The sequence below is a fragment of the Kosakonia sp. MH5 genome (genome assembly GCF_009935945.1).
GTDB lineage: Bacteria > Pseudomonadota > Gammaproteobacteria > Enterobacterales > Enterobacteriaceae > Kosakonia > Kosakonia radicincitans.
On the sequence record NZ_QODH01000008.1, the window covers coordinates 224,564 to 247,787 of the forward strand.

At 55.0% G+C, this 23,224-nt stretch carries 21 protein-coding genes and 1 pseudogene; 5 read left to right on the forward strand and 17 right to left on the reverse strand.

What is annotated here, in order from left to right; all coding sequences use genetic code 11:
• Positions 1–78 precede the first annotated feature (78 nt).
• Positions 79–966, forward strand: a complete 888-nt coding sequence (locus DK872_RS20400) for a LysR family transcriptional regulator (protein ID WP_007374952.1) — start codon at positions 79–81, stop codon at positions 964–966.
• Here the strand turns inward: DK872_RS20400 and DK872_RS20405 are convergent, their stop codons facing one another.
• Positions 967–1,446, reverse strand: a complete 480-nt coding sequence (locus DK872_RS20405) for a carboxymuconolactone decarboxylase family protein (RefSeq protein WP_007374951.1) — start codon at positions 1,444–1,446, stop codon at positions 967–969.
• Between the two features lie 91 nt (positions 1,447–1,537).
• Between DK872_RS20405 and DK872_RS20410 the strand changes: the two genes are divergently transcribed.
• A complete protein-coding gene (locus DK872_RS20410; RefSeq protein WP_071920763.1) occupies positions 1,538–2,938 on the forward strand; it encodes a PLP-dependent aminotransferase family protein in 1,401 nt (466 codons plus the stop codon).
• A gap of 186 nt (positions 2,939–3,124) precedes the next feature.
• Here DK872_RS20410 and DK872_RS20415 read toward each other — a convergent pair whose 3' ends face one another.
• The 10 genes and pseudogenes from DK872_RS20415 to sad form a co-directional block, all read right to left on the reverse strand.
• Positions 3,125–4,039, reverse strand: a complete 915-nt coding sequence (locus tag DK872_RS20415; protein WP_007374949.1) for a bestrophin family protein — start codon at positions 4,037–4,039, stop codon at positions 3,125–3,127.
• A 234-nt stretch (positions 4,040–4,273) separates the two neighbouring features.
• On the reverse strand, positions 4,274–5,725 hold the full coding sequence (locus DK872_RS20420) for a tagaturonate reductase (protein WP_161518764.1): 1,452 nt from the start codon (positions 5,723–5,725) through the stop codon (positions 4,274–4,276).
• 115 nt (positions 5,726–5,840) lie between these two features.
• Positions 5,841–5,981 (reverse strand): annotated as a pseudogene (locus DK872_RS27635) (GNAT family N-acetyltransferase); the annotation flags it as partial.
• A gap of 144 nt (positions 5,982–6,125) precedes the next feature.
• Positions 6,126–7,097: a diguanylate cyclase gene (locus tag DK872_RS20425; protein WP_161518765.1), complete on the reverse strand. Its 972-nt coding sequence runs from the start codon at positions 7,095–7,097 to the stop codon at positions 6,126–6,128.
• 103 nt (positions 7,098–7,200) lie between these two features.
• Positions 7,201–8,193: a sensor domain-containing diguanylate cyclase gene (locus DK872_RS20430; RefSeq protein WP_035885767.1), complete on the reverse strand. Its 993-nt coding sequence runs from the start codon at positions 8,191–8,193 to the stop codon at positions 7,201–7,203.
• A gap of 189 nt (positions 8,194–8,382) precedes the next feature.
• Positions 8,383–9,831, reverse strand: coding sequence for a GGDEF domain-containing protein (locus tag DK872_RS20435; protein ID WP_071920761.1), 1,449 nt, complete (start codon positions 9,829–9,831; stop codon positions 8,383–8,385).
• An 83-nt stretch (positions 9,832–9,914) separates the two neighbouring features.
• Positions 9,915–10,277, reverse strand: coding sequence for a DUF4186 domain-containing protein (locus DK872_RS20440; protein WP_035885769.1), 363 nt, complete (start codon positions 10,275–10,277; stop codon positions 9,915–9,917).
• The gene (gene glsB / locus DK872_RS20445; protein ID WP_202626117.1) at positions 10,277–11,191 is read right to left on the reverse strand and encodes a glutaminase B; all 915 of its coding nucleotides are present in this window, start codon (positions 11,189–11,191) and stop codon (positions 10,277–10,279) included. Before glsB ends, DK872_RS20440 begins: the two co-directional genes overlap by 1 nt.
• A 73-nt stretch (positions 11,192–11,264) precedes the next feature.
• Positions 11,265–12,854: a methyl-accepting chemotaxis protein gene (locus DK872_RS20450; protein ID WP_161518766.1), complete on the reverse strand. Its 1,590-nt coding sequence runs from the start codon at positions 12,852–12,854 to the stop codon at positions 11,265–11,267.
• Between the two features lie 100 nt (positions 12,855–12,954).
• Positions 12,955–14,343, reverse strand: coding sequence for a succinate-semialdehyde dehydrogenase (gene sad / locus DK872_RS20455; protein ID WP_090396941.1), 1,389 nt, complete (start codon positions 14,341–14,343; stop codon positions 12,955–12,957).
• A 104-nt stretch (positions 14,344–14,447) separates the two neighbouring features.
• Here sad and DK872_RS20460 point away from each other — a divergent pair, with 104 nt between their 5' ends.
• Complete coding sequence (locus tag DK872_RS20460; RefSeq protein WP_035885773.1) at positions 14,448–15,317, forward strand: LysR family transcriptional regulator; 870 nt, start codon at positions 14,448–14,450, stop codon at positions 15,315–15,317.
• A 703-nt stretch (positions 15,318–16,020) separates the two neighbouring features.
• Here the strand turns inward: DK872_RS20460 and DK872_RS20465 are convergent.
• The 5 genes from DK872_RS20465 to cfa form a co-directional block, all read right to left on the reverse strand.
• Positions 16,021–16,392 carry a helix-turn-helix transcriptional regulator gene (locus DK872_RS20465; RefSeq protein ID WP_007374937.1) on the reverse strand — a complete coding sequence of 124 codons (372 nt, stop codon included), beginning with the start codon at positions 16,390–16,392 and terminating at the stop codon, positions 16,021–16,023.
• Between the two features lie 108 nt (positions 16,393–16,500).
• Positions 16,501–17,196, reverse strand: coding sequence for a lactate utilization protein C (locus DK872_RS20470; RefSeq protein WP_161518767.1), 696 nt, complete (start codon positions 17,194–17,196; stop codon positions 16,501–16,503).
• Entirely contained in the window at positions 17,196–18,629 is a 1,434-nt protein-coding gene (locus tag DK872_RS20475; RefSeq protein ID WP_007374935.1) for a LutB/LldF family L-lactate oxidation iron-sulfur protein, read from the reverse strand. Before DK872_RS20475 ends, DK872_RS20470 begins: the two co-directional genes overlap by 1 nt.
• Before the next feature lie 9 nt (positions 18,630–18,638).
• Positions 18,639–19,358, reverse strand: coding sequence for a (Fe-S)-binding protein (locus DK872_RS20480; protein WP_007374934.1), 720 nt, complete (start codon positions 19,356–19,358; stop codon positions 18,639–18,641).
• Positions 19,359–19,440: 82 nt separating this feature from the next.
• Positions 19,441–20,589, reverse strand: coding sequence for a cyclopropane fatty acyl phospholipid synthase (cfa, locus tag DK872_RS20485; protein WP_161518783.1), 1,149 nt, complete (start codon positions 20,587–20,589; stop codon positions 19,441–19,443).
• 209 nt (positions 20,590–20,798) lie between these two features.
• On the opposite strand from cfa, the gene DK872_RS20490 reads away from it, so the two are divergent.
• Positions 20,799–21,596, forward strand: coding sequence for an AraC family transcriptional regulator (locus DK872_RS20490; RefSeq protein WP_161518768.1), 798 nt, complete (start codon positions 20,799–20,801; stop codon positions 21,594–21,596).
• A 70-nt stretch (positions 21,597–21,666) separates the two neighbouring features.
• Here the strand turns inward: DK872_RS20490 and DK872_RS20495 are convergent, their stop codons facing one another.
• Positions 21,667–22,122, reverse strand: coding sequence for a GNAT family N-acetyltransferase (locus DK872_RS20495; protein WP_090396950.1), 456 nt, complete (start codon positions 22,120–22,122; stop codon positions 21,667–21,669).
• A gap of 153 nt (positions 22,123–22,275) precedes the next feature.
• Between DK872_RS20495 and DK872_RS20500 the strand changes: the two genes are divergently transcribed.
• A complete protein-coding gene (locus DK872_RS20500) occupies positions 22,276–23,220 on the forward strand; it encodes an L-lactate dehydrogenase (RefSeq protein WP_007374930.1) in 945 nt (314 codons plus the stop codon).
• Positions 23,221–23,224 lie beyond the last annotated feature (4 nt).

Sequence of the window (23,224 nt, forward strand, 5' to 3'; positions counted from 1 at the left end):
GGCTCAGTGTGGCACAGCTTTATCTCGCAGATAATCCACGCTATCCTGCATGGGTTGTTTCGAAATTCGGGATAATCTATGCATCGTTCAGGATTGATTGAGCTGGAGGTGGTGATGGCGGTGATGCGCCTCGGCAGTTTTCGCGCGGCGGCACAGGCGCTGAGTATGTCGCCAACGGCGGTAAGTAACGCTATTGCTGGTCTGGAAAGCCGCCTTAATGTGCGGCTGTTTCATCGCACCACCCGCAGTGTGGCGTTGACCGAAGCCGGAGAGCGCTTTGTGGCACGGGTTGGCCCGGCGCTGCGTGAAATTCAGCAGGCAACCGATGAGATCCACAGCCTTCCGGCGGAACCCTCCGGCACGCTACGCATTAATATACCGCAGGCCGTTGGTCAGCTGTTTCTCGATGATATTGTGGTGCGTTTTCTGGCCCGCTATCCGCTAATGCGCCTCGAAATCACCAGCGAAGCACGGATGATTGATATTGTGGCGGAGGGTTACGATGCCGGCATTCGCCTTGGCGAATCCATCCCGCAGGATATGATTGCCGTTCCGCTAACGCCAGATATCCGCATGCAGATAGTGGCTACGCCCGAGTGGTTCGCCACGCACGGTACGCCGCAGACGCCGGATGATCTTTATCAACATCAGGGCATTTGCATGCGCATGGCGAACGGCGGGATTTATCGTTGGGAGCTGTCACGCCACGGGCAGCACTACGCCCTCGCGATCCCGCCCAGGCTTGCCACTTCCGATTTTTTTACTTCGCTTACGGCCGTACGCGCCGGGCTGGGCGTCGGCTTTCTGCCGGGGTTTTACATTGAAGAGGATTTACGTACCGGACGGCTGGTGAGCGTGCTGGATGAATGGACACAGCCGTTTCAGGGGCTGTGTCTTTACTATCCCGGACATCGCCATATCCCGGAGGGATTGCGGGCGTTTATCGACTTTGTCCGGGCGGGTTGATCACTCCAGATGCGCACGATCCAGACCATAGGCCTTATCCAGCGCGCCCGGCAGCGTGCGTGACGCAATCATCAGGCGATTCCAGGCATTAATAATGGCAATGGCAAATGTCAGTTCAGACAACTCCACTTCGCTGAAATGCTCGCGCGCTTCGCGGTACAGCGCATCCGGTACGCCATCGACACCAGGCTGGGTTAGCGCTTCGCTCAGCGCCAGCGCCGCTTTCTCTTTTGCGGTGAACAGCGGCGACTCGCGCCAGATAGCCACATGGTAAAGACGCAGTTCACGCTCACCGTGCAGTTTGGCCTGCTTCACATGCATATCCAGACAAAACGCGCAGCCGTTGAGCTGCGATGCCCGAATATCGACCAGATTTTTGAGAGTAATATCCAGGCTGCTGCTATGCGACGCCTGGCTGGCATCGGACAGGGTTTTGATCAACGCCGGAACGGTCTGGAAAAGATTGATGCGGGTGCTCATGTTTTTTGCCTCGTAGAGTTGTTCGACCGGGGTTATATTACTGCCTTATGCCGTAGTAAAAAGATGCAAAAACTGAAAATAAAGGTAGGACATGAAGCCGGGCTATAAGAGCATTTATGAGCAGTATCGCCATAGCATTGTCAGCGGGTTATTGAAGCCTGGTGACAAAGTTCCCTCCGTGCGCGTGCTGGCCAGCGAGTTAGGCGTGGCGCGTAAAACCGTCGAAACTGCATGGGCGATTCTGGTCGGCGAAGGTTACCTTATCAGCCACGGCGCGCGCGGTACGCGGGTGAACCCGGATCTGATTCTGCCAGCACGGAAACCGGCTTCGAAACAACCCGTTGCCGAAGAAAAACCACCCGCCATGATGGACGTGTTGCGCGACCAGCAAGGCTTTTTGCGCCTCGGTATTCCGTCTCTGGATGCCTTTCCCTACAAGAAATGGCTACTGCTGTGCGGCAAAGCGGTGCGCTCCATGCAGCCACTGGAGATGACCAATCCCCCGCTGGCGGGCTATGCGCCGCTGCGTGAGGCCATCGCCCATTATGTGAATGTCTCGCGCGGGTTATCCTGCACCGCAGATCAGGTGTTTATTACCAGCGGTTACAGCAATAACCTGCGCTTGATCCTCAATACGCTGGCGACAGACCGCGACAAAGTGCTGTTTGAAGATCCCGGTTACTTTTTTGGTCAGCAGGCACTGAAACGCGCCGCCGCAAACCTGCACTTTGTGCCGGTCGATGATCAAGGCATGAATGTCGATTATTTGCTGCGTTATCACCCTGATGCCCGTCTGTTATTTGTGACACCGTCACATCAAAGCCCGCTTGCGGTCACGATGTCGCTGCCGCGCAAACACCAGTTGTTGAAGTGGGCCAGCCAGAATGAGAGTTGGATCGTCGAAGATGATTATGACGGTGAGTTTCACTACACCCGGAAAGTCCTTCCGGCGATGAAGAGTCTTGATAGTGATGATCGGGTCATCTATATGGGGACATTCAGCAAGACGGTGATGCCCGCCCTGCGCATCAGTTACCTTGTGTTACCCCGCGCCGCGCTCGCCCGTTTCCATGAAACCGCTGCGCTGACCGAAAGTGGCCAGCCGGTACTGACACAAAAAATTCTCGCCGCCTTTCTTGGCGAAGGCCACTTTTATCAGCATCTGAAAAAAATGCGCACGCTCTACTCGCTGCGCAGAAAGAACGTGCTGGCCGCGCTGGAGAACATTTATCCGCACTTGTTCAGCGTGGAAGTCAGCGATGGCGGCATGCATATTATCGCGTTTTTACGCACCAGCACGCAGGATGTGGCGCTGGCGGAGATCTGGCAGCGCCACGAATTGCAGGTCAGCGCGCTGTCGCGCTGGTATAACCAGACCAGCAAGCGCTACGGCCTGATTATTGGCTATACCAATGTGCGTTCGTATGCGGAAGCAGAAGCGTTATTACAGCGCCCGGCTATAGAAACACGGGCGCTGCTTGGCGGGCAGTAGAAGTTCAGGGCAAGCTACTAACGAAGGAGAGATCCCACGCCGTAGCGAGAAGAGATAAGCTGACAACCAACATTACGGCCAGCGATATCGTTCTGTCTGAGTTTTCCATCGCGCGTCCCTCTTTATGCTGAGTAATGTCATTAAAGCGAAAAATGCGTAATGTGTCTTACTCTCACGTCCTAAAGTTTAGGTTAGCTGATAGTTTTTGTCTGCGGTCATTTTGTGCGGTAACGTTTTTTCGCCCTGCATCTGCAGCAGATCGATCTCGATAGCATTGCAAATCGCATCCAGCGGCAGATCGTTATCCTCGACGCCAAACGGCTCTTCCAGCTCTTCCGCCAGCGTATCCAGCGAGATAAACGTGTAAGAGATCAGCACGGAAACAAACGGCGTCATGTAGTGCAAATCCACCACCAGCGCAAACGGCAACATAATGCAGAACAGATAGACCGTGCGATGCAGAATCAGTGAATAAGCAAAAGGCAGCGGCGTGGTAAAAATGCGCTCGCAGCCGGAAAGCACCACGGACATATCATGCAGCCGCTGTGTAATGCTCTGGAATAAGATGTCGGAAAGCGCCCCCTGCGCACGACGCTCACCCAGCCACTCCGCCATGATCAGCAGGATGCGGTTCGCGGGCGAATGCGTCTCCAGCACCATTTGCAACTCTTGAGCCGTTAAATATTTCGCCAGCGTTTCCGCCTGCGGTTTACGCCGAAGCGTCATGCGCAGGCTGTGGGCAAAGGCCACCTGGAGACGAATAAAGTGCGTGATATCGGCTTCATTCGGTAGCGTGGTTTTCACTTCCCGCAGCAATGATCGCGAGGCAATCATCAATTGTCCCCACAGTAAACGCGCTTCGCTGTAACGCGCATAACAGGCGTTATTACGAAAGCCGAGGAAGATGGCGATAGCCACGCCGAGAATGCTGAATGGCGCAACGGTCAGTTTGATGCCCAGCGAGGTATACCAGGGAAGCATCAACACCACGACGATGGAGAGCAGGAAGTTCATGAACAGGCGTGAACTGATTTTCGGCAGAACCGAACCGTGCCAGACGAAAAGACGGGGAAGCCAGTGTTGTTGTGGGCGAACGATCATTGTTTAGTTGCAGGCAAAAGGGATAGCCTTGCTATTAAACGTGATCGCAATCACAGTTGCAAGTTTGCTAAGAAATTGTGACGGAAAATCAATCTGGTCGACGATAACCGGCACAGAAGTTACTGAAACCTGTTATACAACTCTCAATAAGTATGTTGTAACTAAAATGAACACAAAATATTCGCCATAAAAAACCCCGGCCGCAGCCGGGTTTTCCTGTTCATCATTTGCCGCTTAGCACAGCGGTTTTACCGCTTCACGCATGCCACGCAGCAGTATCGCATCCAGATCTAACGACACCTGTTCCACCAGACCAGTGATTTTGCTCAGATCCTGTTCCCAGTGTTCGCTGACGGACAATACGGCTTTCACCAGTTCGCTGGTACTGATCTGGCGATCGCCGTGCTGGCTCCACAACTGCTGGTAGCGTTCGATCCAGTGCGCATCATCCTGAACCGGATACTGCTGGCCGTTACGCTCACCGCGGTAGAAGGCAATCAGCGCGGCAAGGGCAAAAGTCAGACGCGCAGGCAGTTTGCCGGTCGCTTTCTGCCCTGCCAGCAACTGCGGCAGAATACGGGTGCGGAATTTGGTCATACCGTTCAGCGCGATCGACAGCAACTGATGCTTGATGTACGGGTTGCGGAAACGCCCGGTCACGGCGCTGGCGAATGATTCCAGCTCATCACGCGGCAGATCAAGCACCGGAATGATCTCTTCATAAATCGCTTTTTCAACAAACGCGCAGATTTCGCTGTCGTTCATCGCTTCGCCAACGGTATCCAGACCAGCCTGGAATGCCACCGGTACCAGCGCGGTATGCGCGCCGTTGAGGATCGCCACTTTACGCTCTTTGTACGGCTTAATGTCGTCAACAATCAGGACGTTAAGCGGCAGTTTGTCGAGACGCAGTTCGGAGGCCAGTGATTTAGGCCCCTGGATCACGAACAGATAGAAGTGCTCTGCGGTGTCGAGGAAGCTGTCGCGGTAGCCCAGTTCAGCTTCCAGTTTCGCCACTTCGTCACGCGGATAACCGGTTACGATGCGGTCAACCAGCGTGGAGCAGAAATCGTTCGCCGCATCCAGCCACTGGATAAACTCTGCGCCCAGCGCCCACTCCTGCGCATAACGCAGCACCAGTTCACGCAGCGCATCACCGTTGTAATCAATCAGTTCACACGGAATGATCACCCAGCCTTTATCGGCCGCGCCAGAGAAATGACTGAAACGTTCGAACAGCAGACGGGTCAGTTTTGCCGGATAGCTGACGGCTGGCGCATCATCGAATTTATCGCCCGCGTGGTAGCTGATACCGGCTTCCGTGGTGTTGGAAAACACAAAACGGATATTCGGGTTGTGTGCCAGTTTCAGGAACTCATCGTACTGACCATAGACACTGATTTCGCGGTTAACAGAGCGGATAAGACGCGCATCGCTCACCGCTTCGCCCTGCTCGTTCAGGCCGCGAATAATCGTGGTATAGAGGCCATCCTGCGTACTCAGAGACGGCGGGAAATCACTCTGGATCGGGCGAACGACCACCACACCGGCGTCAAGGTCGGTGTGCTCGTTCAGCAGATCGATTTGCCAGTCAACAAAAGCGCGCAAGAAATTCCCTTCGCCGAACTGAATAATGCGTTCAGGGTATTCAGCGCCGGGAAAGTTGCGACGGTTTAACGTGTTCACAGTGGGTTCCTTTTTGATTAGTCATACAACCTTGGGAGATTGGTGTAATAACTTACCAGACTTTTAGACCATGAAACCCTGTTTTGATCAAAATGGGCCGTCTTATTAGACCAAATTAGATAAGCTTGTAAAAAATTGTCGTACCCGTCACATTTCCGTCCGGCATCAGCGCATAGCGCAGGATTTCGCCGGCGCGTTGCCAGTCAGATTGTTGATAAAAATGTTCCACGCCGCTGCCGGTGGCGGTGTCCGGCACTTCACAGAGGGAATAAATACGGGAAGTGAGCGTCTCGCTCGTGATGGCGTGAATAAGTGGTCATTTTACTTCCTTATAAAACAACCACTTTCTTGTTTACCTGTCTGCAACACACATGCCGCAGCACCAGGTGTTTATGATGGCTTAACGGGTGCGGTTGTTACGTGTTTTCATAGCGTACATTTTTTGATCCGCGTCTTTAATCCACGGGTGCAGCCCACCATTACCGTTGTGATCAAACTCGCTCACGCCCCAGGAAAAGAGCAGCTTCCACGCTTTTCCGGAAGTCTGATTCCACGCCTCAACCTGTTCGACCAGATGCTGCATAGCGATCCACGCCCCCTGCTCGTCGGTATCGGAAAAGACAATGGCGAATTCGTCACCGCCATAACGTACCCGCAGATCGGCTTCACGCAGGCTGGCAGTCATCACCGAAGACATCGCTTTCAGCGCTTCATCGCCTTCGGCATGTCCCCAGGTATCATTAATCTCTTTGAAGTTATCCAGATCGATCCACGCCAGCGTTAACGGCTCCGCCCGGCGGCGAGCGCCGTAAATGGCAAACTTCGCCAGGCTGTCGAAACCGCGGCGGTTAAACAACCCGGTGAGCTCATCGGTGGTAGCCGCGCTCATCACCGCGAACTCATCCTCGACGATGGTGGCGAAATCTTTCAGGCTATCCAGATCAGCAGTGCTTAATTCGCGCGGTTCAATGTCGATCAGACAAAACGCTCCCACGACCGCACCATCCGGCAGACGCAGCGGATGCCCGGCATAAAAACGGATCGGTTTGTCACTGGTAACCAGCGGATTATCGGCAAAGCGTTCATCACGAGCACTATCCGGGATGATCAACGGTTCCGGGTGCAAAATGGCGTGCCCGCAAAAGGAGATTTTCCGGGGTACTGTTTCTGCACGGGTGTAACCATCACAGGATTTAAAATACAGGGTATCTTCGTCCAACAGCGTAATCAGCGCTGCCTGCACGTTAAACATGCGTTTAGCCAGCCGGGTCAGGCGATCAAGCCGCTCAGTGACGCCGCCTTCAAGCAGTCCGGAATCGTGTAGTGAAGCAAGACGTTGCTCTTCATCCACGGGAGTAGCAGGTATTTGCATAGGATGCCGATCTCTTCATTTTTTCGGGCCGTTTCCGCAAACAGAAAAACTGTCGATCAATTCGCGGTATACAGCGTAAAGCTTAGCCTATTCAGCACGTTTGTCAGTGGGAGTAGATCTGGTTTTTACCCAGTCTTTTTGCCTGGTACAGCGCGTCATCTGCCGCTTTTAACCAGTCAGTTACGTCATTCATGCCCGGAAGCGCGCTGGCAATGCCGATACTTAAGGTGCATTTAAAGGCATATTCCTGCACGACTGTCATCACGGCCGCCGCATCCATAATGCGCGTTGCGACGGCATGAGCCTCCTCCTGCGGCGTGTCCGGCAAGAGGATCACAAACTCATCGCCGCCCAGGCGCGCGGGCGTATCTGTTTTGCGGGTGGCGATATGCAAAATCTTCGACACCGCCACCAGCAGGGCATCGCCGACCTTGTGACCAAACCGGTCATTCACCTCTTTGAAGTTATCAATATCGATAAACATCAGCGATGAGTGGCCCGGCGTGGTGCGCAATTTGTCCAGTTCATACTGGATACGCTTTTCCAGCAGGCGGCGGTTAGCAATATCGAGCAGCGGATCCATCATCGCGATGCGCTCCAGTTCGCGGCTTTTCATCCGCAATTTCACCGCCATGCTGTCGGTCAGTACGCTGAGCGCCAGCATATAAATGCCAATCAGCGGCAGTGTGGCGAACATCGTACGCTGGGTGACGATCACATCGAACGGTGTACCAAGTGCAATCCAGGCCAGCATAAATACCGCCAGCAACGCCAGCGCTGCTTTGCGCATCAGAACAAAACCGCCCGCGGATAAACGATCGGTAAGCAGAATGGTGGCAATCACCACTGACGGCAGCGGATTCACCGCCATAAGCGCGATCCACAACCCGCCCGCACCCGCATCGATCACCAGGTTCTGGTGCTCAATTTGCAGCGGCAGCTGCGCTTTGCGCGCGCGCAGGAAAGCAAGAGTTGGCCAGAGAAAGGCATTTGCAGCGAGGAGGAGAATACACCACAGCGGGCGCTGTAATTCGAGCAGAACGGAAAGAATAGGGAAAAAGCACAACAGCGTTCCCAGAATACGCATCAGATACATTCGCCTGACAAAACGTCTGCCAGCAACACGCTCATTTTTATTCAAATTGTCAGACCCGATCATGTCGCGTTACATTCCGCTACGCACAGGAGTCAATAGTATTAACCTTAAAAATGAGTAGCAAGCAATTTAATAAGTTAAGGATATTAATTGCTTCTGGCATCAATCGTCCGGACTCAGCACGCGGAGTTAATTATCAAGCAACACCGGCGCGGTCGCGGAAGGTTTCGCCGCAACATCGTTCTGGGTGGTGCGATTTCTTCCCTGTTTTTTTGACCGGTAGAGATTTTCATCAGCGGCCGCCAGCAGCACATTAAACATCTCCGTTAACTGCCAGGCATCGGTTTTGCCGCTGCTGATACCGATACTGACCGTTAAATGCAGTGTCTGCTGCCGCCACTGGAAGGGATGGTTCGCCACCGAAAGACGCAGGGTTTCAGCCAGTTGCACACCTTCCTGCGGATCAAGGGTGGTCGCCACCACCACAAACTCTTCACCGCCCATGCGCGCCACCACCCCGCGATCGCCCAGCACCCGCTGGATCTGCTGCGCAAAAGAGGCCAGTACCTGGTCTCCGCACTCATGGCCGTAGCTGTCATTCACGCTTTTAAAATAGTCGATATCCAGCAGCATCACCGACAAATGTTTATCGGCAAAACGTTTATCATCGTGGTTCAGCGCTTCATACAGCCCCGAACGTGAATAAACGCGGGTGAGAAAATCGAAATCCGCGCGCAGAGAGACCTGGCGCATCAGGCGATTAATCGCCTCGACGCTGACGGAGACAATCACCGGGCAGATCGCCATAGTGGCAATCCCCAGGCGTGCAGAGAGCATATGCGGGATCTCCATCGGCGAACCGATCGAGATATCAATCACGCTGCTGGAGACGAGGATAATCTCCACGCCGCCGGTCAACAGCGTAATCAGCGAGGTAAACGGCAGGGAAAAGCGTACCGCGCACCAGATCAGCGCCGGTAATGGAAACGCCAGGCTGCCTGCCCCGCCGATCGCCACTGACGCAATCACCGAGACGACAACGGCGACAACCGGCATGCCCCGTTGCAGGGAGAATTGCAGCGGCTTGCGCGGCCAGCTCATGGTCAGCACCCCCGGCAGGATCAGCACACCCGTGGAAAACTGTTCGCCAAACCAGTCGGCCAGCAACGACCAGAACCCATGACCGTTAATGCCAACCGATCCTATCGCGCCGACGAAACCGCACAGCAGCGCGGCCAGCAGGCAATAACCAAACAACTTCAGGGCACTGGCCGGTTCCGGCGTCTTCAGCATCTGGCGTCGTTTTGCGCCAATAAGCTGCGCCATGGTGATAATAAACACCATGTTTGAGAAGTTGATGATCAGCGACGCCATGCCCCAGTTGGTGGTGATCGCATCGTAAACCAGCATCGCGGCGTAGCTAATAAGATAGTAGTGCCAGCGGTGGAGAAAGGCGTAGCGGGCAAACACCCCGGCCATTACGGCATTGAGCGGCCAGAACAGTGACAGTTCTTCGACAAGGCGCATCATTGCGCCAAGAAAATAGAACAGTGTGGTCAGGATAAAAATAACCACCGCATTAGTGAGCGGAGCCTCCTCCCGCAACGGGCGGAAAGGGGTTGAAAAAAATGCACGCATCAAATCTCAATCCATATCACTGGCAGGAGCCACGTTCGGTAAATCATTTACCATCTGCGGGAGGCGCTCTGGCGCGATCGCACTTAGCGCGGCGAATTCATCTGGATTACCAGCCACTGGTAAATGACATCAACAATATACTGTTGTTGTGTTTCTGTTAATGGGTAACCGCGCGCGATATGGTGCCACTTCTCCAGACAGCCGCGACAGCAGGTGGCCGTTGCGTGCTGGGCAATAAACACCGGATGGCCGCGCATGGGGGTCTGCTTGCCATCATTTTGCGGCTCGGCAGGTGACAGCCGCTGCGCGACGAAATCTGCCGCGTGGCGGACAATCACCTCTGCACCTTTATCCACACAATATTGTCGCTCTTTCACACCAAGGCGGAACCGGGAGCGAAAAGTGGAACGCCCCAGACGCGCAAACAGCGGTGTTAAGTCAGCCATCAGTACACGGATCTCCCCAGTTGTTGCGTTAACGCCTCCAGCACCGCGACGCCAGCCAGCGAGTTTCCCGCTGCGTCCAGCTCCGGGCTCCAGACGGCAATCACCATCTCTTGTGGTACAACCGCCACAATCCCGCCGCCCACGCCTGACTTTGCCGGTAAACCGACGCGCCAGGCGAATTCCCCGGCATTCTGATACATGCCGCTGGTCGCCATCAGCGCGTTCACCTGACGCGCCTGCCGCGCGGAAACCACCGGGGACTCAATATGCGCGGCATGGCCGCCGTTGGCGAGAAACAGGAAGGTTTGTGCCAGTTCCGCACAGCTCATTTTGAGTGCGCAGTAGTGAAAATAGTTCTGTAAAACTGTCGGGACATCGTTGTGGAAATTGCCGAAGGATTTCATCAGCCAGGCGATGGCGTTATTGCGCGCCGAGTGTTCCAGTTCGGAGCGGGCCACCGCGCTGTCGTAGGCGATATCCGGCACGCCGGAGAGCTTGCGCACCACTTCCAGCATCCGCTGGCGCGGCGCGCTGAGACGGCTTTGCAGCATGTCACAAACCACCAGCGCCCCGGCATTGATAAACGGGTTGCGCGGTTTGCCCTGCTCCATCTCCAGTTGTACCAGCGAATTAAACGGCTGGCCGGAGGGATCTTTACCCACCCGCTGCCAGATCTCCTCTTCCGCGTAGTGGTTCATCGCCACCACCAGACTCAACACTTTAGAGATCGACTGAATGGAGAAACGCTCGTCGGCGTCTCCCGCGCGGAAATGTTCGCCATTAACGGTACTGACCGCCACGCCCAGCTTGTTGCCGCTGATCGAGGCCAGCGCCGGAATATAATCGGCGACCTTGCCTTGTCCCAGCAGCGGACGAACCTGCGCAAGCACCGCTTCCAGAACCTCATTTCCCATCACCGTTGCCACGTTAACCCCTTGCCCACAGGCCAAAAATGGCCTGCGAGTATAGCAGAGCTACCCGGCGGCGTCAGGCCGGAAGACGAAAACGCGCAACCGCTTGCAGTAGCTGGTGAGAATCATAATGCAACTGCTCAGACGCCTGGGTGGCGGTCGAAACCAGTTCATCGGTGCGGCGGGAGACGCTGTTCAGTGAGTGCAGGCGGCGCGTCATCTTGTGAATACTTTCCCCCTGGCTCAGCGTGGCGGCCGAGATTTCGCTCAGCACCGCGCTTAAATGCGCCACCAGCCCGGTCACCTTTTGCAGGTTATCTTCCAGACGGCTGACGGCAGCGGTACCGTCGTGAATGCCCTGCAATGAGTGATTAATCAGTTGCTGAATGGTTTGTGTGGAGTGGCTGCTTTTGCGCGCCAGCAGCCCGACTTCTTTCGCCACCACGGCAAAACCGCGGCCGTGATTACCGGCATGTGCCGCTTCGATCGCGGCATTCAGCGCCAGAATATTGGTCTGGAAAGCGACGCCATCGATCATCGACACAATATTGCGCATCTCTGCCGAGCGTTCGACGATTTCGCGCATCGACTGCGTCACCGTATCCATCATCCGGTCGCCGCCCTCCGCCACTTTGCGCGCTTCATCCGCCTGTTGACGGGCCTGCTCGGCGAACCCGCTGTTGCCCTCGACATGCGACTCCAGCGTGGCGATATGTTCCGTCACATCGATCAGCTCCTGCGCCTGTTTCGCCGACTGTTGATACAGCGACTGGTTGCCCTCCGCCAGGCTGCCAATGGTTTCAACCATTGAAGAGGTGGCATCACTGACCTGCATCACCAGTTGTTGCAGCCCCTGCTGCATTGTGCCGATGCTCATGCCCAGTTGATCGATTTCGCGGTTAAACCGCTGTACCGATGGCAACGACGTCCCCAAGTCTCCGGCGGCAAGCACATTGATATGTGCAATCAGTCTGCGCAGCGGCGTAATGACCCAGCGCGACATGGCAAACCACACCAGCACGGCAATCACCAACAGCAATGCCGGAACCAGCATGAAGACATGCTGCAACTGCGCAAGCGTCGACATCAGCGCCTGTCTTCCCTGCTCCGCGCGCGTTTCGCTGGCCTGCTGGAAGCGGGCGTAATTGTCGTTAAAATCGGCCTGAAACGCCTGCGCCGGTACGGCGAAAAACGCGTCGATCGACTGGGTTTTTACCAGCCCGTCCGCCTGCTCTTTCAGCGCGCCATAAAACATCTGGTAGCTGTTAATCAGCCCCTCGTCTTTCGGCGGATTGAGCGCCAGCCAGGCCTGCCAGGCTTTTTGTGAATCGTCGAGTGCTTTTTTGGTTTCATCCATCAGGCTGTGCCAGCTGCCATCCGAGCCGGTCTCTTTATCCTGCATAAAATAGACGCCCGCACGGTTCAGCAGATCGCTGGCGGTCAGCAACGCAATGCGGGCTTCATCGACCCGTACCTGTTGCCGATGCGCCTGCTGGTTTCGTTGTTCGCTGGTTTGTGCGTCGCGTAACGACGCGGAAAGGACGATAGATGACGTGATTTGTAGCGCGGAAAAGAGACCGATAACGCAAAAAATCCCGGCCAACAAACCAAACTGTCGTGGAGCAATACGCCGAAAAATACGGCGAAAAATTTGCATTAAGTTCATGATATTCTTCTATAACCACAAAGTTGCTGTGAGTCTACAAAAGGATCATGACACTCCCATGACAGCCAGAGGTGACGCGCCCCGCCGGGGCGCGTTTAGCTTACAGCCGGTCTTTCCACACGGTCTGGATGTTGCAAAATTCATGCAGACCGAAGTGCGACAGTTCACGGCCAAAACCGCTCTTCTTCACCCCGCCAAAGGCGACGCGGGCATCGCTGGCGCTGAAGCCATTGATAAACACGCCGCCGCACTCCAGACGTTCAGCAAACTGCTGCGCCCGCGCAGAATCAGCGGTAAATACCGTGGCCGACAAACCGAAATCACTGTCATTCGCCAGTTGCAGCGCGTGCTCCGCATCGCGGGCGATACTGATGGCGGCGACCGGGCCAAACATCTCCTGGCGGAAGGCCGTCATCGCTGGCGTGACCTGCGTCAGTACCGTGGCCGGGTAGTAGTTGCCGCTGCCCGGCACTTTTTCCCCACCGAGCACCAGCTTCGCGCCCTCTTTTATACTGGCCTGTACCTGCGCATGCAGCTCATCGCGCAGATCAAAACGCGCCATCGGGCCAAGGTAGTTCTCTTCGACGTCCGGCGCGCCCTGTTTCAGCGCCGCAGCCGCGGCAACGAATTTGTCGGTGAACGCCTGCGCAATGCCCTCTTCAATGATAAAGCGTTTCGCCGCCGCACAAACCTGCCCGGTATTCTGATAACGCCCGGCCACCGCCGCTTTCACCGCCAGTTCCACATCGGCATCGTTAAGCACAATAAAGGGATCGGAGCCGCCGAGTTCCAGCACGCATTTTTTCAGCGCCGCACCGGCCTGGGCACCAATTGCCGCTCCGGCGCGAACGCTGCCGGTCACGGTGACGGCGGCGATGCGCGGATCGTTAATCGCCTGGCTGACGCCCTCATTGGTGGCATTCACCCAGCCGAACACCCCTTGCGGGATCCCGGCCTGCACGAAAATCTCCGCCATCAATTGCGCGCATCCCAGCACGTTCGGCGCATGCTTCAGCAGGTAGCTGTTGCCTGCCAGCAAAATCGGCACCGCACCGCGCAACACCTGCCACAGCGGGAAGTTCCACGGCATTACCGCCAGAATCGGCCCCAGCGGGCGATACTCAATCGTGGCGCGATGCTCTTCCACCAGCGTCGCTTCGCTGCCGAGCATCGCCGGGCCATGATCGGCATACCAGTCGCACAGCGCGGCGGATTTATTTACTTCGCCGCGTGCCTGCAAAATGGGTTTGCCCATCTCCTGGCTAATCATCTGCGCCATCTCTTCACCACGCGCTCTGAGCGCCGCGCCGAGATCGCGCAGTTTTTGCGCACGCTCAGCAATGGCGACCTGCCGCCACTGGCGATAACCGCTGGCGGCCAGTTCAAGCACGGCATCCACCGCTTCGCGGCTCGCCCACGGCGTCGCGCGCAGGGTTTCCCCGGTGGCCGGATTGACTGAAATCGCATGTGTTGTCGCGGAAATTGACATAACGTCTCCCATAAATGTGTTCAGGACTTGCGCAATAGTGGCCGAGTTTGTTATTTCTGAAAACTGAATAATATTAACTCCAGTATTCACAATGAGAGAATGGCATGGACTTAACACAGCTTGAGATGTTTAACGCAGTGGCGCAGACCGGCAGCATTACCCAGGCGGCGCAAAAGGTGCATCGCGTGCCGTCAAATCTCACCACGCGCATTCGCCAGCTGGAGTCCGACCTGGGCGTCGATCTGTTCATCCGCGAGAACCAGCGCCTGCGGCTTTCACCCGCCGGACACAGCTTTTTGCGTTACAGCCAGCAAATTCTGGCGCTGGTCGATGAAGCGCGCATGGTGGTGGCAGGCGACGAACCGCAAGGGCTGTTCTCACTCGGCGCGCTGGAAAGCACCGCCGCCGTGCGGATCCCGGCGACGCTGGCGCAGTATAACCAGCGCTACCCGCGCATTCAGTTTGATCTTGCCACCGGCCCTTCCGGCACGATGATCGACGGCGTGCTGGAGGGGCAACTCAGCGCCGCGTTTGTTGACGGGCCGATTATGCATCCGGGGCTGGAAGGTATTCCGGTCTATCGGGAAGAGATGATGATCGTCGCCCCGGTCGGCCATGAAACGATTACCCGCGCCTCGCAGGTTAACGGCGCCAGCATTTACGCCTTTCGCGCCAACTGCTCCTATCGCCGCCATTTTGAGAGCTGGTTCCAGGCCGATCGCGCAACACCCGGCAAAATCCATGAGATGGAGTCTTACCACGGCATGCTGGCCTGCGTGATTGCCGGCGCCGGGCTGGCGTTGATCCCGCGTAGCATGCTGGAAAGCATGCCCGGCCATCACCAAGTGGAAGCCTGGCCGCTGTCAGAAAACTGGCGTTGGCTCACCACCTGGCTGGTGTGGCGGCGCGGTGCGAAAACCCGCCATCTCGACGCGTTTATTGAATTGCTTAATACCGATTCACAGGATCGATAAGGCTCGCGCCACAACAGATTTATCCTGAGCCATCAGGGGAGCGCTGTGTCAGGCGGATGTTGGCTATCGCAACATCATTCAACCTGCCCCAAACGAAACTCCCCCTTCTCACTGCGGCTTCGGTCAGTTGCGCCGATACTCCGAACAGGGCCGCACATTGTACCTTATCTTCATCGGTTACCGAATTACACGGCAGTTAAAAGGTCTGCACAAAAGTTCTTCATTCTATGCTTTAAAATCCCTCGAAATAAAGACTGATGTAGATTTGGCTCCCGACAATAAATTTTCTGGCTTATCATATGGGTATGCGTGGTCAGAACAACGGCGACGGCGTGGATTTTTATCCTGTCACTCCAGACAAACATGATTTATCCCTCTGCCCGGAAAGACTGGGGTAACGATCATTCACCCTCAGGCTGTATACACAGAGAATGGCCTGCGCCCCGTGAATTAATACATCCCGGTGTTTGTTAAAGTTTTAAAGTGATAAGAATAAATATGAACTTCCGCTTCTCGCACATAGCGCGAACATTACCAACACCGTGGGGCCAGGATAAGCGGGTCAATACCTTATTTGTGCCCCACTTCAGACTCTCCTTATTCTGTGGTTGTCGCCCCCAAAACCCGCATGTTTCGCGCATCACTATAAAAAATAATACTTGATGCGGTGATAAATTATTAAAACCCACTGCACGTTATATTCTCAGTTATTACCCTTGACGATCCCGGTCTGAACCTGAAGGCGATACTGTCTTGGCGTTCGCTGATAATGTTCCCGGAACGCCCGGCAGAATGTCGACTGCTGCTGGTAACCGAGATGCAGGGCAATTTCAGTAATTGAGCGATTGGTTTCGGTAAGTAACTCGCGGGCGATAACCATTTTTCGATACCGTATATACATTCCTGGCGACATACCGGCTATTTTTTTAAAACCTCGCTGAAAATGCCACGCAGAATATCCTGATTTTTGCGCTAACACGCCCAGCGGTAACGGCTCTGCAATATTGCACTCAATCCACTGGAGAATATCCTGGATGGTTAAACTCATCAGGTATAATGAGCTCTCTTTTCCCATTTCCACACCTTTTTTATTGGCAGAGTCAGGGATATCACTGTTACATAATAGATATCCCTGACTAAAAATGATTGTGATGGTAAATCTCAGCCTGTCCTGTTAATTGCCTTAACAATCCTCAACTAGCAAATAGACCGCATTCAATGGCCCATGAACGCCCACCACTTTAATAAGCTCAATATCCGCCGTTGAACTTGGCCCGGCGATAAGATTAATACAGGAAGGGAGAGCTTCACCTGACTGCACCCGCTGATGCAGAACCTGGGCCAGCTGTGTGACGCCAGGCAGTAAGCGGCTTTTATAGAGAATAAATAACGTGGTTGGCGGAAGCAGACTGATGGCGCGTCCTTGCAAAGGAGAAGAAAACAGGACTACGCCGCCGGTTTCACAAAGGCCGTATTCGGCAAAGACCACGCCGATATTGGCGGCGGCAGCGTTGCGCAGGTTTTCTTCACTCTCTGGCGAGGTCCAGCACGTTGTCGGGAAAGCGTTCTGCAAATGCGCCGTAATGCCCGCGTTTGCCAGCCTGGCATCGCCGCTCATCAGTACCGGGCCACCGCCGTAATGTTTACAGAGCCGTTCGGCAACCAGGGGAAGAGTGGCCAACGGAGCCAGTTCACAGTGAGCCTGCATCACCTGTGTCGCATATTCCATAAAGCTCTCGCAAGGCTGCTGCTGAATCTGTCCGGCATAGCGGCTTTTTAGCGGCGCAGAGTGCGTCACAGGCAGAGGTTGCGGGATTTGACGCGGCTCGCGACCGAGACGTTGGGCAAGCTTTTGCATGAAGGCATCGCGGTTTTCCATTATGCTTCCTCCCCGTTTTTACGCTGCTTTTGATGCGTTTTAAACCAGCTGCGGAAACTTTCGCCATCCGCTTCAGGCAGATCGCGGGCTTCCGTCCATTTGCGGATAGCCGCGATGCTAAAAGGCATCTTCCCGTTGTGAATCATCAGTTGTGCCGCGCGTGCGCCCGCGACCATACCGACCTTCCACAGCGAGTGATGGCGGTTAGCGTAATTGAACAGATGTACGGTATGTCTCTCCATCGCGGGCGTCATTCCGCTTTCCGCCAGCGTGCGGCGGTGCTGAAGGATCAGTGAGGACAAGGGAATACGCACCGGGCAGACGTCATCGCAGGCAGTGCATAACGAACAGGCGTAAGGCAGGTTTTTGAAATCGTCATAACCGCCGAGCAACGGCGAAAGCACTGCGCCAACAGGGCCAGGATAAATCGAACCGTAGCCGTGCCCGCCGATATGACGATAGGCCGGGCAGGTATTCATGCAGGCACCGCAGCGTATACAGCGCAGGATATCCTGAAAAGGAGAACCCAGCACCTGCGAGCGTCCATTGTCGACAATCACCAGATGGAACTCTTCAGGCCCGTCGCTTTCCGCGCTTTTTTTCGGCCCGGTAAGCCAGGTGTTGTAACCCGTCAGCCGGGCGCCTACCGCGCTGCGGGCCAGCATGGTCAGGATGATGTCCAGCTCAGCGAAAGTGGGAACCACGCGCTCCATACCCATCACGGCAATATGCGTCCGTGGCACGGTGGTACAAAGCCGGGCATTGCCCTCGTTGCTCACCAGGCTGAGCGTCCCGGTTTCCGCTACCGCAAAGTTGCATCCGGTGATGCCGATATCGGCGTTGAGGAAATCAGCGCGGATCTTCTGGCGAATAAAGCGCGTCATCGCTTCCGGGGTTTCGGGGCCCTCGTAGCCCAGTTTCTCTCGCAAAATGCGCTGAATTTGCTGGCGGTCTTTATGGATGGCAGGAACAACGACATGCGAAGGTGCATCTTTGGCCAGTTGCAGAATATACTCGCCCAGATCGGTTTCCACGACCTCCATACCTGCCCCTTCCAGCGCGGCATTCATCCCGATCTCTTCGGTCACCATCGACTTTGATTTGACGATTTTGCGGGCCTGCTTCTGCTGCGCAATCTGCAAAATATAACGGGTGGCATCTTCACGGGTGTCGGCAAAAAAGACGTGACCGCCATTCGCGCTGACCTTTTCACTCAATTGATAGAGATAAGCATCCAGATTCTCGAGAACATGGGCGCGAATATCTGCGGCGCGTGAACGCCAGTCAGGCCAGTTTTCAAGTTCATCGATCATTTTCTGGCGATTGGTGCCAATGCGATCCTGCGCGTTGGCAACGGCATGGCGCATCACCGGATCGTCAATTTGCTGCTGAACCCGATCATAAAAAGGGAGGTTACTGGTTTTGAGAAACATGTTGCTTCCTTAACGGCTCATCAGCACGTCAGCAATGTGGAGCACACGAACGTTGTGGCCTTCGCGCTGCAAGCGTCCGCCAATATTGATAAGGCAACTGGCATCCGCGCCGATCACATAATCCGGTTTCGCCTCCATAAGATGCGCAACCTTTTCTTTCACCATCTCACCGGAGATCTCGGCCATTTTGACCGAAAAAGTGCCGCCAAAACCGCAACAGGTTTCCTGGGCGCCAAAGGGGATGATTTCCAGCTCACGCACTTCACGTAACAGCGCCAGCGGTTCATCGTGTACACCTAGCTTGCGAAACAGACTGCATGATGGATGGTAAACAGCGCGTCCCGGCAGGCGCGCGCCGACATCCGTCACACCAAGCTGGTTAACGATAAAGGAGGTCAGATCGACCATCCGGCTGGCAATCTTCGCCGCGCGCGCTGCCCATTCAGGTTCATCGCTCAGCCAGTCCTGATAGTGGCGAATCGCGTTCATACAGGATCCGGCGGGAGAAATAATGGGATCGTCGTTGATTTCAAGCGCAGCAATCTGCGCTTTCATCCCCGGCAACGCATCGGTAATGTAGCCGCTATTAATGGCCGGTTGACCACAACACCCCTGCTTTTCCGGAAACTGGACATGACAACCCAACTGTTCGAGCAGTAATACACTGTTGCGGGCCATGCGCGATTTAAGCGCATCGCCAATGCAGGTAACAAAGAAATTAACGTTCATATTATTTAGCTTCCAGTGAATATAACGGCAGAGCCTCTTTTTTACGGTGATAGCGTTTTGTCTCGCCTTATAAATATTGTATTTAGCGCGCCACGCGCAGCCCGCCGGTGACGCCACGGCTTAGTACCAGTTGCCAAAGCTGAATATTTCTGGCGCGGAATGCCCCCGCACAGGCAGTGAGATAGTAGTTGAACATCCGGTGAAATTTCGTTGAGTAATTGCCTGATAATTCCGGCCAGGCCTGATTAAAGCGGCGATGCCATGCCATCAGGGTTTTATCGTAATCAGCGCCAAAATTATGTAAATCCTCAATGACAAAATAAGGCTCGCTGGCCTCAGCGATTTGTTTTACCGAGGGCAGACAACCGTTAGGAAATATATATTTGTTAATCCAGGCATCAACGTTATGTTGCGTTTTATTTGATCCAATGGAGTGCAGCAAAAAAAGGCCTTCCGGTTTCAGGCAGCGATCCGCAACCTTAAAATAGGTGGCGTAGTTTTTCGGACCGACATGCTCAAACATGCCGACCGAGACAATACGATCATATTTTTTGTCCAGATCGCGGTAATCCTGCAGCAGGATGCGAATATCCAGCCCGGCACTGCGGTTTTCGACATAGGCTTTTTGTTCTGCCGAAATCGTAATACCTTCAACGCGCACACCATAATGACGTGCCGCATATTCAGCCAGACCGCCCCAGCCGCAGCCAATATCCAGCAGCGTCATGCCGGGCTTGAGCTGCAGTTTTTCACAGATCAGCGCCAGTTTATTCTCCTGGGCCGTATACAGTTCATCGGCATCTTTCCAGTAGCCGCAGGAATATTGCATATGGGGATCGAGCATGCGGCTAAACAGATCATTGCCCAGATCGTAGTGTGCTTCGCCAACTTGCCAGGCGCGTCTGCGCGACTGCGGATTCGTGAGCCGCGCGTACGCGATTCGAAGAAGATCGGCAAAACTGGCGGGGCGCTGTTCGTCCAGCCGGGCGCGGAGCAGCTTGTCAAAAAAAGCGTCGAGCTGTTTGCAATCCCACCAGCCCTCCATGTAACTTTCGCCCAGGCCGAGAGACCCCTGCTGTAACACGCGTTTGAAAAAGCGCGTGTCATGCACCCGGATATCCCAGGGTTCAGGTCCATTAATCACAATGCCTGCCTGCGATAGCAGTTCCTGCACGATCCGCTGCCAGTGGTCTGGTTTGTCGATAGCATCGACGGTACATTCGTTAGCCATCATCTTTCCTTCAACGTAGCTTGCTGCCAGTCGCAAATATCCCCGTCACTCCAGTCATTACGTGCGAAAAGGCTTATCGCTCAGGCAGATGGCTGGTAAATTATTCATGACGGGCGAAACAGTTTTATGACCCCGTCATTATTCAGTAAACCCGCCCTGCCTGCGCTGTGCTATCAAGACAAACTTCATCGAATAGAGGTCAGGTTGTTATGTGCTCCAAGCTAGTGTTACCACCGCCTCAGCCCATTTGCGGCCAGCCCGCGCCGGTACTGTTGACCTTGCCTCGCCCGGTTTACTTTCGCAGCTACCCTTTGACGGGCGATACGGGAGTGGACAGACATGAGCACCCGTTCGCCGAATTTCTCTATGCGCGGAAAGGAAATATGCGTGTGGAAATTGAAGGTAAGACGCTGGTGGTTCCGGTTCTTTATGGCGTCTGGATACCGGCCCATGTGCCGCACCGTATTCTTGCCGGTAGCGACGTATTGCTGGAAAGCCTTTATGTGGAAGCCGGTTTCGCAACCATCGCCTTCAGCGGCAGCAAAGTGGTGGTGGTCAGCGATTTCGTGCGTGAGTTTATCCACTACGCGACGCAGAATGTACCGGAACTGTATGATTATGAAGGCAAAGATGCGCAGCTTGTGCAGGTACTGATTTCATTACTTCGGCAATTGCCGGATGCCGGTCTGTCGATATCATGGCCAGGATCGCCGTTGCTGATAAAGGTATGCAGCCAGATCCAAAAAACGCCGGGTGAAGCGCACAGCATTGAGCAGTGGGCCTCCTGTAGCGGGATGTCGGTGCGCACGTTTTCGCGCCGTTTCAAAAAGGAGACCGGCGTGGCGTTCAGCGAATGGAAAAAACGCGTGCGCTTGCTGGAATCCGTGGTGATGTTAAAAAACAACCGTAGCGTCACGCAGGTCGCGCTTGATCTTGGCTATTCAAGCCCGGCCGCATTTACCTTTGCTTTTCGCGCCATGTTCGGCGTGCCGCCCACTCGCTATTAGATGTGGCGTTAATAACGGCAACGCCACAAACCGGGCTTACGGACGCCTGTACGCGTGCGCGGCAATGCGTTCAGCCCAGCGCTTTCTCCATAAAAATGCTCAGCGGATCCGGCTGATACGGCGCAAATGCATCGCGGATCTGGTAGCCACAGCGCTGATACAGTTTTATCGCCGCATGCTGCTCGATGCCGGTTTCCAGCCGCAACGTATGGCAGGCGCGCCCTGCTGCTGCCTGTTCCAGCGCGGCAATCAGTTTCTCCCCCAGTTGCTGCCCGCGGTGTGTGGGATCGATAAATACCCGCTTCATCTCGCCGCTACCGTCGTGGTTCAGCACCACCGCGCCGCAGCCAACGGCCTGCTCCAGATGGAGGATCTTGCGCAGAATCAGCGTCTCGTCAGGCAGTGAGGCCAGATCGAGCAGATGGTTACTTTCCGCCGGATAGAGCGCCGCCTGGTAGCGATCAAGCTCAGCAATCAGTGCTATGACATCGGGTTGTGAAGCGCTCGCTTCGACAATACTGTACATCGTGTGCTCCTTGTTGTTATCACCTTGTAAAAAATAACCGCGCAAAGCACGGACGCTGTCATAGGAATAATTTATATCTCCGGCGCAGCGTTGCATCACAGGGATAAGTAACGGTAATTTACGCCCATATCTAACTCTGCTAGTGGAATTTGCATGAATACCAAAGCCCGTAAGGTGATGATTATCGGCACAGGAAATGTGGGCGCGTCCGCCGCGTATGCCCTGCTGAACCAGAACATTTGCGAGGAGTTGATCCTCGTCGATCTCAATCAGCAGCGCGTGGAAGGCCACGTTCAGGATCTGGCGGATGCCGCCGCGTATATGCCCGGCATGATGACCATCTCCACGCGCCCGGTGGAAGAGTGCGCCGATATCGACATTGCGGTCATTACCGTCTCGGGCGGCCCATTACAGCCGGGCCAGACGCGGCTGGATGAACTGACCAACACGGCGCGGATCGTCAAAAACATTGTTCCGGCAATGATGGCCAACGGTTTTAACGGTATTTTCCTCGTCGCCACCAACCCGTGCGACATCATTACCTGGCAAGTATGGCAACTCTCCGGCCTGCCGCGCAGCCAGGTGATCGGCACCGGTGTCTGGCTGGATACCACACGCCTGCGTCGCACGCTGGCGCAGGCGCTGGATATTGGCGCACAGAGTATTGATGCGTTTATTCTCGGCGAACATGGCGATACGCAATTTCCGGTGTGGTCACACTCCTCGGTGTACGGTTCGCCGATTGCCGATGTCTACCTGCGCAAAACCGGGCAATCCCTGGATTTCGACGCGCTGGCAGACAAAGTGCGCCGCCACGGCTTTGAGATCTATAACCGTAAAGGCTGTACCGAGTACGGTATTGCCGGAACTATCGCCGAGATCTGCCGCAATATCTTTACCGGCAGCCACCGCGCGCTGGCAATCTCCTGCGTTCTCGACGGTGAATACGGCGTAAAAGATGTAGCGATTGGCGTGCCTGCCGTGCTGACGCAAAGCGGCGTCCAGCAGATTATTGAGTTACAACTGGAAGGTGACGAAGTGGCGAAATTCAATCACTCCGTCGCGGTCATTAAAGCCAATATCGCCCGCCTCCCCTGAAGCC

What these genes read in the sequence shown, in the direction of transcription:
- DK872_RS20430 (WP_035885767.1), bottom strand. Translation starts at nt 8,193, where the DNA reads ATGTATCTGATGCGTATTCTGGGAACGCTGTTGTGCTTTTTCCCTATT.
- glsB (WP_202626117.1), bottom strand. Translation starts at nt 11,191, where the DNA reads ATGGGAAATGAGGTTCTGGAAGCGGTGCTTGCGCAGGTTCGTCCGCTG.
- DK872_RS20415 (WP_007374949.1), bottom strand. Translation starts at nt 4,039, where the DNA reads ATGATCGTTCGCCCACAACAACACTGGCTTCCCCGTCTTTTCGTCTGG.
- DK872_RS20470 (WP_161518767.1), bottom strand. Translation starts at nt 17,196, where the DNA reads ATGGAAAACCGCGATGCCTTCATGCAAAAGCTTGCCCAACGTCTCGGT.
- DK872_RS20425 (WP_161518765.1), bottom strand. Translation starts at nt 7,097, where the DNA reads ATGCAAATACCTGCTACTCCCGTGGATGAAGAGCAACGTCTTGCTTCA.
- DK872_RS20400 (WP_007374952.1), top strand. Translation starts at nt 79, where the DNA reads ATGCATCGTTCAGGATTGATTGAGCTGGAGGTGGTGATGGCGGTGATG.
- cfa (WP_161518783.1), bottom strand. Translation starts at nt 20,589, where the DNA reads ATGGCTAACGAATGTACCGTCGATGCTATCGACAAACCAGACCACTGG.
- DK872_RS20410 (WP_071920763.1), top strand. Translation starts at nt 1,538, where the DNA reads ATGAAGCCGGGCTATAAGAGCATTTATGAGCAGTATCGCCATAGCATT.
- DK872_RS20450 (WP_161518766.1), bottom strand. Translation starts at nt 12,854, where the DNA reads ATGAACTTAATGCAAATTTTTCGCCGTATTTTTCGGCGTATTGCTCCA.
- DK872_RS20435 (WP_071920761.1), bottom strand. Translation starts at nt 9,831, where the DNA reads ATGCGTGCATTTTTTTCAACCCCTTTCCGCCCGTTGCGGGAGGAGGCT.
- DK872_RS20465 (WP_007374937.1), bottom strand. Translation starts at nt 16,392, where the DNA reads ATGGGAAAAGAGAGCTCATTATACCTGATGAGTTTAACCATCCAGGAT.
- DK872_RS20490 (WP_161518768.1), top strand. Translation starts at nt 20,799, where the DNA reads ATGTGCTCCAAGCTAGTGTTACCACCGCCTCAGCCCATTTGCGGCCAG.
- DK872_RS20500 (WP_007374930.1), top strand. Translation starts at nt 22,276, where the DNA reads ATGAATACCAAAGCCCGTAAGGTGATGATTATCGGCACAGGAAATGTG.
- DK872_RS20480 (WP_007374934.1), bottom strand. Translation starts at nt 19,358, where the DNA reads ATGAACGTTAATTTCTTTGTTACCTGCATTGGCGATGCGCTTAAATCG.
- DK872_RS20495 (WP_090396950.1), bottom strand. Translation starts at nt 22,122, where the DNA reads ATGTACAGTATTGTCGAAGCGAGCGCTTCACAACCCGATGTCATAGCA.
- DK872_RS20405 (WP_007374951.1), bottom strand. Translation starts at nt 1,446, where the DNA reads ATGAGCACCCGCATCAATCTTTTCCAGACCGTTCCGGCGTTGATCAAA.
- sad (WP_090396941.1), bottom strand. Translation starts at nt 14,343, where the DNA reads ATGTCAATTTCCGCGACAACACATGCGATTTCAGTCAATCCGGCCACC.
- DK872_RS20440 (WP_035885769.1), bottom strand. Translation starts at nt 10,277, where the DNA reads ATGGCTGACTTAACACCGCTGTTTGCGCGTCTGGGGCGTTCCACTTTT.
- DK872_RS20475 (WP_007374935.1), bottom strand. Translation starts at nt 18,629, where the DNA reads ATGTTTCTCAAAACCAGTAACCTCCCTTTTTATGATCGGGTTCAGCAG.
- DK872_RS20460 (WP_035885773.1), top strand. Translation starts at nt 14,448, where the DNA reads ATGGACTTAACACAGCTTGAGATGTTTAACGCAGTGGCGCAGACCGGC.